The organism is Nocardioides sp. Soil_C_8 (genome assembly GCF_057656315.1).
Genome location: NZ_JBDGKQ010000001.1, coordinates 1,953,147 through 1,968,894, shown reverse-complemented (window position 1 = coordinate 1,968,894; position 15,748 = coordinate 1,953,147). Strand labels below are relative to the sequence as shown.

The window sequence follows — 15,748 nt, the reverse complement described above, 5'->3', positions numbered from 1 at the left end:
GGGCGGCACGGCGTCGCAGGCGGGGACCCTGCCCCGCAGGGGTGAGTCAGACCGGTCCCCTACCCTTCCCTCCATGACCGATCCCGCGGCCACCGACCAGGACAGGCTCACCGCCCTCGTCGCGCTCTGGTGGGGCGCCGTCGACTCCTTCACCCGGGTGCTGGAGCACGTTGCCGACGACCAGTGGTCGACCCCGACCGACCTGCCCGGCTGGGACGTCCGGGCGGTGGCGGCCCACACCGCCCACCTCGAGGCGCTGCTGGCCGGGCGCCCGCACGAGGAGGTCGAGATCGGCGACGCGCCGCACGCGCGCGGCATGATGGGCCTCTTCACCGAGCAGGGCGTGCAGGCCCGCCGGGACGAGACCCCGGACGACCTCATCACCGAGATCCGCGAGTCGACGACCGCGCGCCACACCCAGCTGCTGGTCGATCCGCCCACCGACGCCTCGGCGCCCGCGCCCGGGGTCTTCGGCGCGATCGGCTGGACGACCGGGCTGCTGCTGCGCAACCGGCCGCTCGACGTCTGGATGCACGAGCAGGACGTGCGCCGCGCGCTCGCGATGCCGGGCAACCTCGACTGTGCGGCGGCCATCCACACCGCCGACTACCTGATGGAGAGCCTGCCCTACGTCGTCGGCAAACGGGCCCAGGCGCCCGTCGGATCCGTCGTACGGCTCGAGGTGGCCGGGCACGCGCCCGTGACCGTCGCCGTCGGTGAGGACGGGCGCGGCCGCAGCGCCACGCCCGACGACGGCGGGCCGACCGTCACGCTGGCCATGGACCGGGAGACCTTCGTGGTGCTGGCCGGTGGTCGCCGTGCGGCCGCTGCCGACGGCGTGCGCCTCACCGGCGACACGGCGCTCGGCGAGCGCGTGGTCGCCTCTCTCGGCGTCACCCCGTGACCGCCACCTGGACGACCGCCGACATCGGCGACCTGACCGGGCGCACCGCGGTCGTCACCGGGCCGACCCTCGGCGGGCTCGGCTTCCACACCGCGCTCGACCTCGCCCGCCACGGTGCCCGGGTGGTGCTCGCCGGGCGCACTCCCGACAAGCTCGGCGCCGCGGCCGAGGCGATCACGGCCGAGGTGCCCGCCGCCTCGACCGAGGTCCTGGTCGTCGACCTGTCCGACCTGGGGTCGGTTCGAGCGGCCGGTGAGGCGGCCACGGGGTTCGGACCGATCCACCTGCTCGTCAACAACGCCGGCGTCATGGCACCGCCCCTCCGCCGCACGGCTGACGGGCTGGAGTCGCAGATGGCGACCAATCACTTCGGCCCGTTCCTGCTCACCGGGCTGCTGCTCGACCAGCTCGCCGCGTCCGGCGACGGTCGCGTCGTGACGCTGTCGTCGCAGATGCACCGCGTCGCCCGGTCGGCCCCGCTCGGCGACCCACGGGTCCACCGTCGCCACAGCAGGTGGCACGTCTACGGCCAGACCAAGCTCGCCAACCTGCTGTTCACCTTCGAGCTCGACCGCAGGCTGCGACGGGCCGGCACGCCGGTGCGCGCGCTCGCCGCGCACCCGGGGCTCGCGGGCACCCACCTCGCCGTCAACGGCCAGCTCGGCACGACGCGGGGCCGACGGGCGGCGATCCTCGACGGGGCGGTCAAGCTGGTCTCGCAGTCCGCCGAGGCCGGTGCCCGGCCGACGCTGATGGCGGCGACCGCCGACCTGCCCGGGTCGACCTACGTCGGGCCGAGCGGTCCCGGCGAGGCGTCCGGTGCGCCGCAGGTCGTCGGCACCTCGCGGCTGGCGCGCGACGAGGTGGCGCAGCGACGGCTCTGGGAGACCAGCGAGGCGACGGTCGGGCTCGCCTGGCCGTCGGCGCCGGCCACGGGCGGCTAGCGGCGGTCGCGCACCCGGACCAGCCCGGACCTCGTCCCGAGGTAGGCCGCGCCGTCGCGGCCGAGCACGACGCTCGACCCGCCGCTCGCGGCGAGCAGCCCGGTGCCGGTGCGCACCTCCCAGCGTCGGCGACCGGAGTCGGCGTCGATCGCGGTGAGGTACCAGGCGCTGACCCCGGCCAGCGAAGGACGCTTCGCCCACGTGTAGAGAAGTCCGTTCGGGCGGCTCACGACGACACCCGAGGACGGCGAGACCGCCTCGTTGGTCCAGGTCACCGCGCACCCGTCGTCGGTCAGGTCCACGCGCGCCACCCCCGCGCCGGCCGTGAAGCCCAGCAGCGCGTGGCGCGACGACGCGTAGCCGGCGTCGTTCGCCACCACCACCCCGGCGCCGAGGTCGGCGAGGGTGCTGCGGGTCGCCCCCTCCCCCTTCTCGAAGACGGACTGCCGGCAGACCGTGCGGCCGTCGTCCCGCGCGAGGAACCGCACCCCCAGCCGGTCGTCGACCTCGTCCGTGACGGCGAGCGTCCCCCGGTCGAGGAGCACCGGCGCGGAACCGCTGACGCCGTCGTACTCGCTGCGCCACGTCGACTGCGGGGTGCCGTCGGGGCCCACGACGAGGCGGTGCACGGCGTCGTCGGTGACGACGTACGCGGCTCCTGCGTCGACGGCCACGTCCTGCCGGACCTCCTCGCCCAGGTCGACCACACCCACGTGGCCGCTCGCGGGGTCCACCGTTCCGACGAGACCGCCTGCCGAGACCCACCAGATGCGGCCCGACCAGTCGGGCGCGACGGAGACGAGGCAGTCGCGGTAGGGGACGTAGGGCTTGAGGTCCCAGCTGTCGTCGGTCTCGAGGTCGGGCTCGCCCTCCAGGGACGTCCGTACGGCCAGCACCCGGCGATCACCCGTGCCGACCACGGCCCGTTCGGCGTCGTCGAGGTAGAAGGACTCGCCGTCGCACGGTGAGTCCTCCGCCAGGTCGGGGAGGTCCTGCGACGCCCCCGGGCGCAGGGTCTGGGGTTCGATGACCCGCAGGACGCGGCTGTCGCCGGCGGCGCAGAGCGCGACGAGGAGACCGATCGCCGTCTGGTCGATCCGACCGCACCGCTGGAGGCCGAACCACGCCGTGTCGACCTCCGGCTGGTGCCCGAGCGGTCCCGGGCGGTCGGCCGCGTCGCCGGTGGAGCGGTGGGGGTTGGGCGGGACCTCCTCGGCCGGCACCTGGTGCGGCGAGGCCGGCCGACCGACGTACGACGGACCGGCCCAGGCTCCCGGCGCGGGCGGGATCGGCAGCCAGCCGTCCGGGACGACCACCACCAGGAGCCCGGCGACCGCGGCCGTCGCGGCCGCCCAGGTCACCACGCGACGGCTGACGTGGGCACGGTCCCGGACCCACCACCGGACCCGCGGCACGGCGAGCAGCGCGGCAGCGAGGACCAGGACCACAGGTCCCTGGGCGATCCACAGCAGCAGGAGCGCGCCGACCAGCCAGACCACCGGGCGACTCTAGGTGAGTCCCACCCGTGACACCGGGAGGCGCATCGAGGTGACCCCGATGCGTCGGTCACATCGTCAGTCGACGGACGGGCGCGGCAGCGGCGCGGTCACGGTGATCTCGGCGAACGACCCGTGCCCGCCCCCGCTGCGCAGGAAGACGCGCGAGCGCCGCGGCGCCGGCACGCGGGAGCGCGGGGCCTCGTGGATCGGGATGACGTCGGCGTCGGGGCCGTCGCCCATCCCGGCGTCGGGCCTGGCGACCAGCGAGCCGGTGAACTGCTCGAGCGACTTGATGCGGCCGGTGAGATCGATCCCCTGGGCGTCTCGGTGCTTCATCGGCGGACTCCTTCTGTCTCCACCTGACGGCCCCCCACGGACCGCCTGTCGAGGACACTAGGAGCGGCGTGACCGGACTTCCTTTACTCATGGAAGTCTGGGAGAAGCCTTCGGTAGACGGTCCAGACCAGAGGTCCCGAGACCCTCGGAACCTTGACCGGCGCTCCGGGAGCGGATGCGTCCGAGGCACTGTGCAGGCAGTTCGCGCATCCGCCCGCGACCGCCACGCCCAGCCGCACGCCGCGGGCCGCGAACTGCCTGCATGGTGTTCGGGCCGGTGGGTCCGGGACGCACGAGGGCCGGAGGGCCCGACTCTCGTCGGACGACCTCCGGCCCTGACCGGCAATCCCCTGTGCTGTCGGTCTCGCGTTGTTCAGGCGACCGGCGTGCGCACCGTGGACCCCCCGTCCACGGCGGCTCGCGGCCTCGGCACCGACGGCCGCGCCTCAGCGCTGACGTCGGACCCCGGCTCCCCCACGGAGCCGATGCGGATCATCGGGCCACGCCCGACGTGCTGGTCACCCTGGTGGTGCTCGTGGTCATCTCGTTCTCCCCATGTCGAGTGCTCACGACAAGAAGGATGCTCCTGCGGCCGTCCTGATACATCAGTGTTTCTACCGAGGTCCAGACCAGTGGGGATCGTGGGGTCAGCGCACCTTCCCGAGCTTGAAGGTCACCACCTTGGTGGCGCCGCCGGCGGCGAGCTTGACCTTGACCTTGAGCGCCTTGCCCTTCAGCTTGCGGGTGACCTTCAGGTTGGACTTGGTGGCCTTCTTGATCTTCTTCGAGCCGGCGTACCACTGGAACGAGTAGCGCACGCGGGTCCGCAGCTCGGTCACGGTGTTGGTCACCTTGACCGTCTTGCCCACGACCGGCTTGCCCTTGACCTTGAGCCCCTTCGCGAGGGCGGCGAGCTGCTCGGGAAGGGCGGGCGTCGCCGGGACGGTCGGCGCCGGGACCGGCGCGGTCGGCGCCGGGACAGGCGCGGCGGGCGGCGGAGGCGTCTGGGACTGCGGGAGGGCGAGCGCGGCGTTGTGGCCCGTCGACGTGGCGCCGGCGGCGACGGTGATGTCGTCGGCCAGGGCGAGGGTGGGCTTGTCGTTCCAGAACTCGGTCACCAGGCGGCCGTAGTCGTCCTCGAACGCGAGGCGGTAGGTGCCGCCGGCGAGGCCGCGGATGGAGTAGGTGCCGTCCGTCTCGACGTAGGAACCGCCGGCGTACTCCCACTGGCCGTCGACCTTCTCGAGGGCCGAGACCCACACCCAGTCGACCGCGGTGGGCCCGGAGACGGTGCCGGTGATCTCGGCGGCAAGGGCGAGCTCGGCGTCGCGCCCGGTGACGACCTGCCCGGCCGTCACGGTGACCGGCGTGGCGTCCTGGAACCTCACGGCGTCGTCCCAGAACTCGGGGACGTGCTCGCCGGAGAAGTCGTAGAACCCGATGACGTACTGGCCGGCGGGAAGTCCCACGAGCTCGTAAGAACCGTTGGCGTCGGTGTCGGCCTCGGCGTAGGCGTCCTCGTCCGTCGTGCTCTGGGCGAACACCCAGACGTCCTGCAACGGGCCGGTCGATCCGGTCACGACGCCGCTCACGCGGCCACCCGGGGCCAGCTCGGCGTCCTTGCCGGACACGGTCGTCCCGGCCTGCACCGGGATCTGTGTGGCGGCCGACAGCGTCGCGACGTCGTCGTAGAACTCGGTGAGGTGGCCCGACTCGAGATCGCGGAAGCGCAGCCGGAAGCTGCCGGTGGGCAGCCCGCCGACGGAGTAGTTGCCGTGCTCGTCCGTGGTCGCGGAGGCGAACCAGTCCCAGCTGTCCTCTGCGTCAGCGGCGTAGGCCGCCACACGGACACCGGCGAGCGCGCCGTCCGCGCCCGTCACCGTGCCGGTGATCTCGCCGCCGCGCTCGAGCTGGGCGTCCTTGCCGGCGGTGACCTGGTCCTCCCGGACGACGACGTCCTGGGCGGTCGCGACGGTCGCGGCGCCGTCCCAGAACTCGGGGAGGTAGGTGCTGCCATTGTCGGCGAAGCCGATGCGGTAGGTGCCGGCGGACAGGCCGCCGAGGTCGTAGGTCCCGTCGGCAGCGGTCCAGGTCTCAGCCAGGACGTCGTAGCTGGTGGTGGTCCACGGGTAGGCATGGCGGTACGCCGTGACTGCGGCGTCGGCGAGCGGCTGACCGCCGTCGCCGGTCACGGTGCCAGTGACGTGGCCGGCTCGCGTCACCATGACCGAGACGCCGGTGCGGTTCTCCCCGGGAGCAAGGACCAGGGTGCTCGCGGTGTCCATCGTGCCTCCGTTGGACCAGTACTCGGTGACGTGGTCGCCCGCGGGGTCCACGAAGCGGAGGCGGTAGGCACCAGCTTCGACGTCGGTGAACTGGTAGCTGCCAGTCGCGTCGGTCTCGGTGGTGTCGACGTCGTACCAGTCCCCGAAGTCCTCGGCGTAGAGAGTGACCTCGGCCCCCGGGATGGGGGCACCGCCGGTGACCAGCATCTGGCCGCTGATGCTGCCAAGGGCGGCAGCGGCGGTGCCGGTGGAGGCGGGTACGACGGTGCCCACGAGGGCGAGGACGAGCCCCAGCAGGAGGAGCAGGGCTGAGCGCAGGCGATGCATGACGACCTTTCCGAGTGCCCTGCCGACGCAGGGGCGTTGGCCCGGATCCTAGGTCGCCGTCAAGGACTCCGTGACAGGAACGATCACATCGGTCCCCATGGGACGTGTCACGCGGCCTTCGTCATGGCCCGGGCCTCGCTCTCGAGCTTGCGCCCGAGCAGGCGGCGGGTGCGGCGGTCGCCGGTGGCCATCTTGTAGAGGATGGCGAGCTGCTGGGGCGCGTTCTTCGTGCTCGTGGTCGCGAGCCAGCCGTTGGGCAGGGACAGGCGGATGACCTTGTGCCAGGCGGAGGCGACCTGCGGGACCATCGGCCGCGCGCAGTAGGTGAGGTCGTACTTGTCGAAGAGGGCCTTCACCTTGGGCGCGATCTCGGCGTAGCGGTTGGACGGCAGGTCCGGGAAGAGGTGGTGCTCGATCTGGTGGGACAGGTTGCCGGTCATCAGGTGGAGGAACTTCGAGCCGGAGATGTTCGCGCTGCCGAGCATCTGCCGGACGTACCACTCGCCCTTGGTCTCGCCCTCGATCGAGCGCTTCTCGAAGGTCTCGACGCCCTCGGGGAAGTGGCCGCAGAGGATGACCGAGTTGGACCACAGGTTGCGCACGACGTTGGCGGTGAAGTTGGCCGCGAGGGTCGGCAGGAAGGAGCCGGTCGGGATCGACAGCGCCGGGTGGACGACGTAGTCCTTGGTGGCCTGCTTGCGGATCTTGCCGAGCACGGCCTTGGCGCGGCGGCGGAACTCGGGGTCCTTGGTCTGCTTCTTCTTGATCACCGCGCCGAGCTCGAGGTCGTAGGCGGCGATGCCGTACTCGAAGAAGAGCGCGTTGATGAAGCAGAACAGCGGCTGGGCGAGCGAGGCCGGGGTCCAGGTCTGGTCCTCGTCGACGCGCATGATCCCGTAGCCGAGGTCGTTGTCCTTGCCGATGACGTTGGTGTAGGTGTGGTGGAGCTCGTTGTGGCTGTGCTTCCACTGCTCGGCGGGCGAGGCCATGTCCCACTCCCAGGTCGAGGAGTGGATCTTGGGGTCGCGCATCCAGTCCCACTGGCCGTGGAGGATGTTGTGGCCGATCTCCATGTTGTCGAGGATCTTGGAGATGCTCAGGCCGGCAGTGCCGAGGATCCAGGCCGGCGGGAACGCGCTGAACAGGAGCACCGCGCGCGAGCCGAGCTCGATCTTGCGCTGGGTGTCGATGACCCGCCGGATGTACGCCGCGTCGCTGGCGCCGCGGTCGTCGAGGACGTCCTGGCGGATGGCGTCGAGCTCGATGCCGATCTGCTCGATGTCGGCCTCGGTGAGGTGGGCGATCGGGTTGGTCTGGCCGAGGACGGCCTTCTTCTGGATCGTGGTCATGTCGATCTCCTGGGGGTGTCGTGGAGGTCAGGCGTTCAGTGGTCGATGTGGCACGGGCCGGCGGCGGCGTTGATGCAGGTCTGCACCTTGATGTCGCCGGTCTCGCCGGGCACGGCGGTGGTGATGGCGCCGTTGCGGAGGTCGCGCACGCTGCCCTCGCGCAGCGGGATGACGCAGCCCATGCAGATGCCCATCCGGCAGCCGCTCGGCATCAGCATCCCGGCGTCCTCGGCGGCGTCGAGGATGGGCGTCGCGCCGTCGAGGTCGAGCGTGGTGCCCGAGCTGAAGGTGACGGTGCCGCCGTCGCCGGGCTCGACGCGGGCGGTGCGGAACTGCTCGGTGGTGAGGCTCAGGCCGGCGTCGTCGTGGTGCGCGGCGAGCGCGTCGAGGAGACCCGCCGGCCCGCAGGCGAGGGTCTGGCGCTCGGCGAGGTCGGGGACGAGCGCGGCGAGGTGGTCGACGTCGAGGACGCCGTGCTCGTCGTCGTAGCGCGCGACGAGGCGGATCGCGCCCGCGGCGTCGAGCGCCTCGAGGTCGCGGATGAAGATGGAGTCGGGGTGGCTCGGTGCGACGTGGACGACCACGATGTCGTGGTCGGCGCTGCGCGTGGGCCGGAGCACTCCCTCGTCGGTGCTGGGGAAGAGGTTGCGCAGCATGCCGATCACCGGCGTGATGCCCGACCCGGCGGTGACCATGAGGAACTTGCCGCCGTCGGGCGGGAGCACGAACTCGCCTGCCGCCTGCTCGAGGTGGACGAGGGTGCCGGGTCGCGCCTCGTGCACGAGGTGGTTGCTGACCAGGCCGTCGGGGACGGCCTTGACGGTGATGGAGATGCGGCCGTCGCGGCGGGGGCCGTGGGTGAGCGAGTACGCGCGCCACTGGCGTACGCCGTCGACGTCGATGCCGATGCGGAGGTACTGACCGGGCACGTGGCCCGCCCAGTCGGCGCCGGGACGGATGACGATGGTCGCGGCGTCGGCGGTCTCGGGGTGCACCGACTCGATGCGTCCGCGCAGGTCGGCGCCGGAGCGCAGGGGCGCGAAGAGGTCCATGAAGTCGGCCGGCAGGTAGGGCGTGGTGGCGGCCTCGGCGACGCGGACGAGCTGGTCGCCCAGTCGCCTGCCGCGCGTGGCGCCGCGTGCCGGCGGCTCGAGAGTCGTGCTCATGACATCAAATCTCGCCGATCCGGCGGCGTTCTTCCTGCTCCCCGCACGTGAATCGGGACTAGACTCTTGTTCGTCGCGAACAAAACGGACCTCAGGAGTCACGATGGCCACGCGTGACGTGCGCCCCGCCACACAAATGAAGACCGTCGTCAGCCTGGACCCGGCCGTGGCCGAGGCGCTGCGGGCGCGGCTCGCCGACGTCGCGGACCGGGTCGTCCTCACCATCATCGACGAGGTGCCCAGCTATGCCGGCGCGTTCAGCGGGCGGATGGGCGAGGTGATCCGCAACGCCGTCCAGCTCGCGCTCGGCGGCTTCCTCACCCTGGCGACCCGGCAGGACGGCAAGGCGCCCCCGAAGGCGCCGGCGATCGAGGGGGCCTACCAGCTGGGGCGTGGCGAGGCCCGGAGCGGTCGGACCGTCGAGGCGCTGCTCGCGGCCTACCGGGTCGGCGCCCGCACGTCGTGGCGCGACATGGCCGACGCCGCGGTCGAGGCCGGGATCGGCGCCGAGCAGCTCGCGCGCTTCGCGGAGCTGGTCTTCGCCTACATCGACGAGCTGTCCGCCGCGTCGGTCGCCGGGCACACCGACGAGCTCGAGAGCAGCGGCCGCGTCCGGCAGCGCAACCTCGAGCGCCTCGCGCGCGCCCTGCTCACCGGCGCACCTGCCGACGCTGTCGGCACCGCCGCCGAGCGCGCCGACTGGGAGCCGCCCGGCGCGCTGACGGCCGTGGTGCTGCCGGAGTCGCAGGTCTCCCACGCGCTGACCGCGCTCGACCCGCGCACGCTCCAGCCCACCGACGACGTGGTCGGGCTGCCCGAGGGACACGCCCTCCTGCTCGTGCCGAGCACCGGGTCGGCGACGGCCCGGCGCACCCTGCTGCAGTCGCTGCGGGGCACGGACGCCGTCGTCGGCCCGGGTGTGACCTGGCTCGAGGCGTCGGCGTCGTACCGCCGGGCCCTGCGGTGCGCGGCGCTCGACATCGAGGGCCTCGTCGACTCCGAGGAGCACCTCGCCGCGCTCGTGCTCGCAGCCGACCCCGCTGCCCGCGACGACCTGCGGGCACGGGTGCTCGCGCCGCTCGCCGACCTGCGCCCCTCGACGGCCGAGAAGCTCACCGACACCCTCCGCAGCTGGCTGCTCCACCACGGCCGGCGCGACGCCGTCGCGGAGGAGCTCTTCGTCCACGCCCAGACCGTCCGCTACCGCGTCGGCCAGCTCAGGGAGATCTACGGCGACCGCCTCGAGGACCCGGCCTTCGTCCTCGACGCGACGCTCGCGCTGGCCTGACCACCGCTGGACGACCCGGGGCAGGCTCAGGGATGGGTGTACGCCGCCGCGCCGGCGACCCAGGTCCCGACGACCTGGTCGGCGAAGGACCGCAGCCGCCGGGCGTGCTCGCGGTCCGATGCCCCGTCGAGCGGGTCGGCGTCGAGGAGCACCAGGTCGGCCGGGTGCCCGGCCGCGACCGTGCCCCAGCCGTCGGTCGATGCGGCGAGCGCCTCGCGGGCGGTGATCGACTGCTCGGGGTGCCACGGCTCGCGGTCGTCGCCCGAGCGGTGGACCGCGCTGGCGATGGCCAGCCACGGATCGAGCGGGGAGACCGGGGCGTCGGAGCCGAGGACGACGTCGACGCCGTCGTCGAGCATCCACCGCAGCGGGAAGCAGCGCTCCGCCCGGCCGGGCCACAGCCGCTCGGTGACGTCGCGGTCGTCGAGGAGGTGGGCGGGCTGCACGCTCGCGCGGACGCCGAGGCGAGCCATGCGGCGTACGTCGTCGCGCGTCGTGAGCTGCACGTGCTCGATGCCGCCGCGGGCACCGGTGTCCTCGAAGGCGGCGAGCGCCTCGGTAACCGCACGGTCGCCGATGGCGTGCACGGCGACCTCGAGCCCGCCGGCCGCGGCCCGGGCCAGCAGGGCCCGGAGCTCGTCGGGGCTCTGGTTGGGCTGGCCCTCCTCGAAGCCGGGGACGGCCTTCTCCGCGTAGGGCTCGCAGCACCACGCGGTGCGGGTGTTGAGCGAGCCGTCGCTGATGATCTTGAGCGGCCCCATCGTCAGGCGGGGGTCGTCGGCGAGCGGGTCGCCCGAGCGCAGGCCGCGGGCGAGGACGTCGTCGAGCCCGTCGGCGTAGCAGGCGTGGCGGATCCGCAGCAGGTCGGCGCCGCCGCCCCACCGCTCGACCCAGTCGGCGACCCCGCCGCTGAACTCCAGGTCCACCAGCCCCACCACGCCCTGCGCGGCCGCGGCCTCCATGGAGCGGCGGTAGGCGTCGGGACCGGTGCCGTCCTGGCCGAGCACCGACGCCAGCCGGCCGTAGGCCATGAACCACTCGGCCTCGCTGACCACGCTGTCGCGGATCGGCAGGGCGAGTGCGTGGAGCGCGATCGTGTTGAGCCAGCCGTGGTGGCCGTCGCCGGCGATCAGCACGATCGGCTGGTCGGTGACGATGGCGTCGAGGTCGGAGACCGTGGGGTTGTCGGGCCACGCGGTCGGGCGGTGCCCCCACCCGATGACGGGCAGGTCGGGCCACTCCTCGATCCGCCGCCGCACGAGCGCGACGGCCTCGGCGCTGGAGCGGGCGGGACCGAGGTCGAGCCGCGCGGACGCGAGCGTCCACTGGCCGAGGTGGACGTGCTGGTCCCAGAGGCCCGGCATCAGCCATCGCCCGCCGGCGTCGTACGACGTCTCGTCCCCGCCCAGCGACGGTCCGACCTCCACCACGCGGGCGCCGTCGAGGCGTACGTCGACGGGTCCCGGGACGGCCTCGGTGACGGCGACGAGGCGGGCGTTGCGGATCAGCACGGGGCCACCGTAGGAGGTCGCGCTCACCGCTCGACCGCGACCCCGCCCACCCACACCGCGACGGGTCGCGACAGTGCGCCCACGTCGGCCGCGACGTCGCCGTCGACGACCAGCAGGTCGGCGAGGCGGCCGGGCGCGAGGCGGCCGGCCTCGATGCCGCAGTCGTCGGCGGCCACCGAGGTCGCGGTCGCGAGCGCCTCGTCCACCGGCCACCCGCCCCGGACCAGCTCGGCGACCGAGCTCCACAGGTGGCCGTGCGGCTTGGCGGGCATCGCCCCGGCGTCGAGACCGGAGACCACGCGGATGCCGTGCTCGCGCAGGCGGACCGAGTTGGCGGCGACCCGGGCGAAGTGCTCGTCGCGGTCGGTGATCCCGATGCGCTCGAGCATCTCGAGGATGTGCGGCGGCATCGCCGACACGGGCAGGAAGCGGGAGGGGTCGTTGCCCAGGGTCGGGCACACCGTGGTCCCGGCGGCCGCGACCCGGGCCAGCAGCTCGGACGGAGGTGTCGCACCGGCCTCGCCCAGGCACGTGAAGTGCTCGAGACCGTCGACCCCGGCGTCGACCGCGACCTCGGCCCCGGCGACCGAGTGGGTGTGGGCCAGGACCCGGAGGCCCGCCTCGTGGGCGGCGCGCACCATGTGCCGCAGCGGCCCCACCTCGAACTGGGCGCCCAGCTGGTCGCTGCCGGGCGTCAGGAAGCCGCCGCTCGCCATCACCTTCACCACGTCGACGCCCCGCTCGACGCGTTCCGCGACCGCGCTGTCGAGCGTCCGGGGATCGTCGGGGTCCACCTCGCCACCGAGGAAGTGGCAGTGCCCGAGCGGGATCGTGATCGGCGGGCCGGCGGCCACCACCCGCGGCAGCCCCTCGCCCTCGCGGCCGCGGTGCGCGAGGGCGAGGTAGCCGACGTCGCCGAGGTCGCGGACGCTGGTCACTCCTGCCGCGACCTGCGCACGCAGGGAGGCAGTCACCACCTCGTCCACCGCCTCGGGCGCGGCCGCGCCGGCCCACTCGAGGCTCCCCGGTGTCCCGGGGAAGGCACCCGATGCGACGAGGTGGACGTGGCAGTCGACCAGCCCGGGCAGGAGCGTGCCCTCGACGTCGGTGACCGGTACGTCGTCCGGCACGCGGAGGGCGGCGGGCTCCACCCCGACGACCCGATCACCCTCGACGAGCACCGTCGCGCCGCCGGGCACGAACCGCTCCCCGTCGAACGCACGCCCTGCCCGCACCGCCCACCGAGTGGCCATCTCCCGATGGTGCTCCCGGCGGGCCGCTGGCGCACCGGCGCGGCTTTCTGGACCAGACCACCCGGCTGACATGATGAGGGCGTGGAGTGGCGGGGGCCTGCGGTACTGGTCGCGCTCCTGGCGATCGGGGCCGGGGGCGGCTACGCCGCGTCTGCACAGAGCCGGGACGGCTCCATCGGCTCGGGCGTGCCGACGCCCGTGCCCGCGCGGGCACCGGAGATGCCGGTCGAGGCACCCCAGCCCCCCGTCCCGGACCCGACCGACCCGCCGCTGCAGCCCGGCATCGCGCTGGCGCCGCAGAAGGTCGGCACGGGGAAGTTCGAGATCACGTTCCCCGCACCCGTCGGGTGGAGCACCAACGCCAACGCCAGCAACGAGTGGAAGTGGAAGCAGCCCGGCACGTCCAACAACACCTACGTGATGCGGATCGAGCAGATCAACAGCCAGGACATCACGATCGAGGACGCCATCAACATCCGGATCGAGCGGCTGCGCGCGGAGCAGGACGACGTGGTCATCGTGGACCGCGGTGCGGAGACGCTGGAGTACACCTATCGCAGCAACGAGGGCAACGCCCGGCACAGCTTCATGCGCTGGCTCGACCTCGACGCGAGCGGCCAGGCCGACGTCGAGATCGTCGTCCACGGTCGCGAGCGGGACGTCGCCGGCACCCGCGACCTCATCCGCCGGGTGGCCGACGGCATGGAGGGCGCCGGCGGTGGGCCTGTCGGGTGAGCCCACCCCCACGGGCTAGGTTGGCGCCGTGAACTGGCGGGGGACGGCAGTGCTCGCGCTGCTGCTCGCCATCGGGGTCGCGGCGGGGTTCGGCGCGTCCTGGGTGCTCGGCGAGAACCCGTCGGGCGAGGGCACCGCAGCACCGGTGCCCGCCTCCCCCAGCCTGCCGGTCGACCCCGTCCCCGAGCTGCTGCCGGACCCTCCGACGCCACCGCTGGAGGAGGGGATCCCGCTGGTGCCCCAGTCCGTCGGTGCCGGCGACTTCCGGATGACGCTGCCGGTGCCGAAGGGCTGGTCGTTCTCCGAGAACTCGCTCAACGAGTGGCAGTGGCGCCCGCCCGACCAACCGGACTTCGGCTACGTCCTGCGGGTCGAGCAGGTGCTGAGCAACCGGCGGTCGATCGAGTGGACCCTCGACCGACGGGTCGACGAGCTGCGCGAGGACGAGAGCAACGTCGAGGTGCTCGGCCAGACCAGGGACAGCCTGCACTTCTCGTTCATCACCTCGAACCACCTGCGGCACGGCTACCTGCGGTGGCTCGACCTGACCGGCTCCGACAACGCCCAGGTGGAGATCGCCGTCACCGGCCGCGAGGTCGACGACCCCGGCATGGCCAGCCTGGTCGCGCGGGTCGGGTCGGGCATCCGGCTCGGCTGACCGGCGCGTCAGACGCCCGACGCCCGCACGGAGTCGAGCACCCGGTTGGCAGTGGCCCGGTCGTCGGCGCGGATCTGGATCCAGAGCAGCTGGTTCTGGTTGACGCGGACGATGCGCTCGACCATGAGGTCGACGCCGGGACAACCGCTGAAGAAGACGGTCATGAGCTGGTCACCCTCCTTCTCGTCGAAGTAGGGGCCGCGCTGGACCGGGCACGCGGCGTGGCCCGGCACGCGGGAGGGCAGCTTGTCGCCCGGGAGGAGGGCGACGAACACGCCCTCGCCGGGCTCGTCGTCGGAGTTCCACCCCGACCGGGCGCCGGCCGCGACGGATGCCTGCTCGGGCCGGTCGTCGAAGGGGACCCACTGCTCGGGATCGACCTGCTTGGTCCAGGACTCGGGCACGGTCACGAAGATCGTGCCGGTCACGTCCTCGACCGTGCGCTCGGAGGGCCCGCTGCGCTCGAGCGCCCACCCGGCGCCGGTCCCCGTCACCAGGGCCAGGACGGCGGCGGCGACCCACGGCCAGCGCCGGTGGCGCCGCCCCGACGACCTGGTCGCCGGCGGGTCGCTCGCCGGACCCGTCCTCGTGCCGGTCGCCGGGCCGGCCGTCTCGGTGCTGGCGGACGCGCGGGTGAGGTCGGGGTCGGGCGGGGTCCAGGCCGGCGGTGCCTCGTCGACGGGCTCGCCGACGGCCTCCACCAGCGCGGCGGTGAACGCCGCGACGTCGGGGAAACGGTCCTCACGGTCCTTGGCCAGCCCGCGGAGGACCACCGCCTCCACGGCGGGCTCGTCGATCCCCATCGGCGGAGGCGGCGCCGGGTTCTCGGCGGCCGTGAGGCTGTTGTGGGAGTAGGGCTGGCGACCGGTCAGCAGGTGGTAGCTCAGCGCGGCGAGCGAGAACTGGTCGGCCCGTGGGTCGAGCCCTTCACCCAGGGCCTGCTCGGGCGCGACGTAGGAGGGCGTGCCGCCGGCCATCGTGAGCCGCGAGGACATGTCCATCGCCTTGCCGAGGCCGAGGTCGCCGAGCATCGCCACGATGTGCGCGCCGCGGCCGTTCTCCACGGTGCGGAACAGCACGTTGGCCGGCTTCACGTCCCGGTGCAGCACGCCGCGGTCGTGGAGGGCGGTGAGCCCGCGACCGACCTGGGTGATCACCGACACCGCCTGCGACCGCGTCAGCGGCGAGAGCTCGACGAGGTCGGCCAGCGTGCCCTGGTCGGCGTACGCCATCACGAGGTACGGGCGTTCGTCCTCCAGCTCACCGGCGTCGTAGACCGTCACGACGTGGGGCGACTCCACCTTGCGGAGGAAGCGGCCCTCCTCGAGGAAGCGCTGGCGGATGTGGTGGTCGCCGGCCCAGTTGTCGGCGAGGACCTTGATGGCGACCGCGCTGTCGAGGTGCTCGTCGTAGGCCAGCCAGACGGTCGCGAACGCTCCCGACCCGATGCGACGGCGCACCGGGTAACGACCGAGACGAGAGGGAGCGGACAC

13 protein-coding genes are annotated in these 15,748 nt (G+C 73.3%); 5 read left to right on the top strand and 8 right to left on the bottom strand.

The window, feature by feature from the left end; all coding sequences use genetic code 11:
• Positions 1–73: 73 nt before the first annotated feature.
• Together AC3A3L_RS09580 and AC3A3L_RS09575 are read left to right on the top strand one after the other, a co-directional pair.
• On the top strand, positions 74–904 hold the full coding sequence (locus AC3A3L_RS09580; protein ID WP_487639769.1) for a maleylpyruvate isomerase family mycothiol-dependent enzyme: 831 nt from the start codon (positions 74–76) through the stop codon (positions 902–904).
• Positions 901–1,848: an oxidoreductase gene (locus tag AC3A3L_RS09575; RefSeq protein ID WP_487639768.1), complete on the top strand. Its 948-nt coding sequence runs from the start codon at positions 901–903 to the stop codon at positions 1,846–1,848. Before AC3A3L_RS09580 ends, AC3A3L_RS09575 begins: the two co-directional genes overlap by 4 nt.
• Here the strand turns inward: AC3A3L_RS09575 and AC3A3L_RS09570 are convergent.
• The 5 genes from AC3A3L_RS09570 to AC3A3L_RS09550 form a co-directional block, all read right to left on the bottom strand.
• Positions 1,845–3,347, bottom strand: coding sequence for a hypothetical protein (locus AC3A3L_RS09570; RefSeq protein WP_487639767.1), 1,503 nt, complete (start codon positions 3,345–3,347; stop codon positions 1,845–1,847). The genes AC3A3L_RS09575 and AC3A3L_RS09570 overlap by 4 nt on opposite strands.
• Positions 3,348–3,422: 75 nt before the next feature.
• Entirely contained in the window at positions 3,423–3,683 is a 261-nt protein-coding gene (locus tag AC3A3L_RS09565; RefSeq protein ID WP_487639766.1) for a hypothetical protein, read from the bottom strand.
• 647 nt (positions 3,684–4,330) lie between these two features.
• Positions 4,331–6,295: an MSCRAMM family protein gene (locus tag AC3A3L_RS09560; RefSeq protein WP_487639765.1), complete on the bottom strand. Its 1,965-nt coding sequence runs from the start codon at positions 6,293–6,295 to the stop codon at positions 4,331–4,333.
• A 107-nt stretch (positions 6,296–6,402) separates the two neighbouring features.
• Positions 6,403–7,644, bottom strand: coding sequence for a fatty acid desaturase family protein (locus AC3A3L_RS09555; protein WP_487639764.1), 1,242 nt, complete (start codon positions 7,642–7,644; stop codon positions 6,403–6,405).
• Between the two features lie 35 nt (positions 7,645–7,679).
• On the bottom strand, positions 7,680–8,810 hold the full coding sequence (locus tag AC3A3L_RS09550) for a ferredoxin reductase (RefSeq protein WP_487639763.1): 1,131 nt from the start codon (positions 8,808–8,810) through the stop codon (positions 7,680–7,682).
• Between the two features lie 103 nt (positions 8,811–8,913).
• On the opposite strand from AC3A3L_RS09550, the gene AC3A3L_RS09545 reads away from it, so the two are divergent.
• Positions 8,914–10,098 carry a PucR family transcriptional regulator gene (locus tag AC3A3L_RS09545; RefSeq protein WP_487639762.1) on the top strand — a complete coding sequence of 395 codons (1,185 nt, stop codon included), beginning with the start codon at positions 8,914–8,916 and terminating at the stop codon, positions 10,096–10,098.
• Positions 10,099–10,124: 26 nt separating this feature from the next.
• On the opposite strand, the gene AC3A3L_RS09540 is transcribed toward AC3A3L_RS09545, so the two are convergent.
• Positions 10,125–11,609, bottom strand: coding sequence for an amidohydrolase (locus AC3A3L_RS09540; RefSeq protein ID WP_487639761.1), 1,485 nt, complete (start codon positions 11,607–11,609; stop codon positions 10,125–10,127).
• Between the two features lie 23 nt (positions 11,610–11,632).
• Positions 11,633–12,862 (bottom strand): amidohydrolase family protein, encoded by a 1,230-nt coding sequence (locus tag AC3A3L_RS09535; protein WP_487639760.1) that lies wholly within the window; start codon positions 12,860–12,862, stop codon positions 11,633–11,635.
• Between the two features lie 81 nt (positions 12,863–12,943).
• On the opposite strand from AC3A3L_RS09535, the gene AC3A3L_RS09530 reads away from it, so the two are divergent.
• Positions 12,944–13,597, top strand: coding sequence for a hypothetical protein (locus AC3A3L_RS09530; RefSeq protein ID WP_487639759.1), 654 nt, complete (start codon positions 12,944–12,946; stop codon positions 13,595–13,597).
• A gap of 28 nt (positions 13,598–13,625) precedes the next feature.
• On the top strand, positions 13,626–14,255 hold the full coding sequence (locus AC3A3L_RS09525) for a hypothetical protein (protein ID WP_487639758.1): 630 nt from the start codon (positions 13,626–13,628) through the stop codon (positions 14,253–14,255).
• An 8-nt stretch (positions 14,256–14,263) separates the two neighbouring features.
• Here the strand turns inward: AC3A3L_RS09525 and AC3A3L_RS09520 are convergent, their stop codons facing one another.
• Complete coding sequence (locus AC3A3L_RS09520; protein WP_487639757.1) at positions 14,264–15,748, bottom strand: serine/threonine-protein kinase; 1,485 nt, start codon at positions 15,746–15,748, stop codon at positions 14,264–14,266.

Bases quoted from the DNA above. Each gene is read 5' to 3' on its own strand.
- AC3A3L_RS09580 (WP_487639769.1), top strand. From the start codon at position 74: ATGACCGATCCCGCGGCCACCGACCAGGACAGGCTCACCGCCCTCGTC.
- AC3A3L_RS09565 (WP_487639766.1), bottom strand. From the start codon at position 3,683: ATGAAGCACCGAGACGCCCAGGGGATCGATCTCACCGGCCGCATCAAG.
- AC3A3L_RS09560 (WP_487639765.1), bottom strand. From the start codon at position 6,295: ATGCATCGCCTGCGCTCAGCCCTGCTCCTCCTGCTGGGGCTCGTCCTC.
- AC3A3L_RS09555 (WP_487639764.1), bottom strand. From the start codon at position 7,644: ATGACCACGATCCAGAAGAAGGCCGTCCTCGGCCAGACCAACCCGATC.
- AC3A3L_RS09550 (WP_487639763.1), bottom strand. From the start codon at position 8,810: ATGAGCACGACTCTCGAGCCGCCGGCACGCGGCGCCACGCGCGGCAGG.
- AC3A3L_RS09545 (WP_487639762.1), top strand. From the start codon at position 8,914: ATGGCCACGCGTGACGTGCGCCCCGCCACACAAATGAAGACCGTCGTC.
- AC3A3L_RS09535 (WP_487639760.1), bottom strand. From the start codon at position 12,862: ATGGCCACTCGGTGGGCGGTGCGGGCAGGGCGTGCGTTCGACGGGGAG.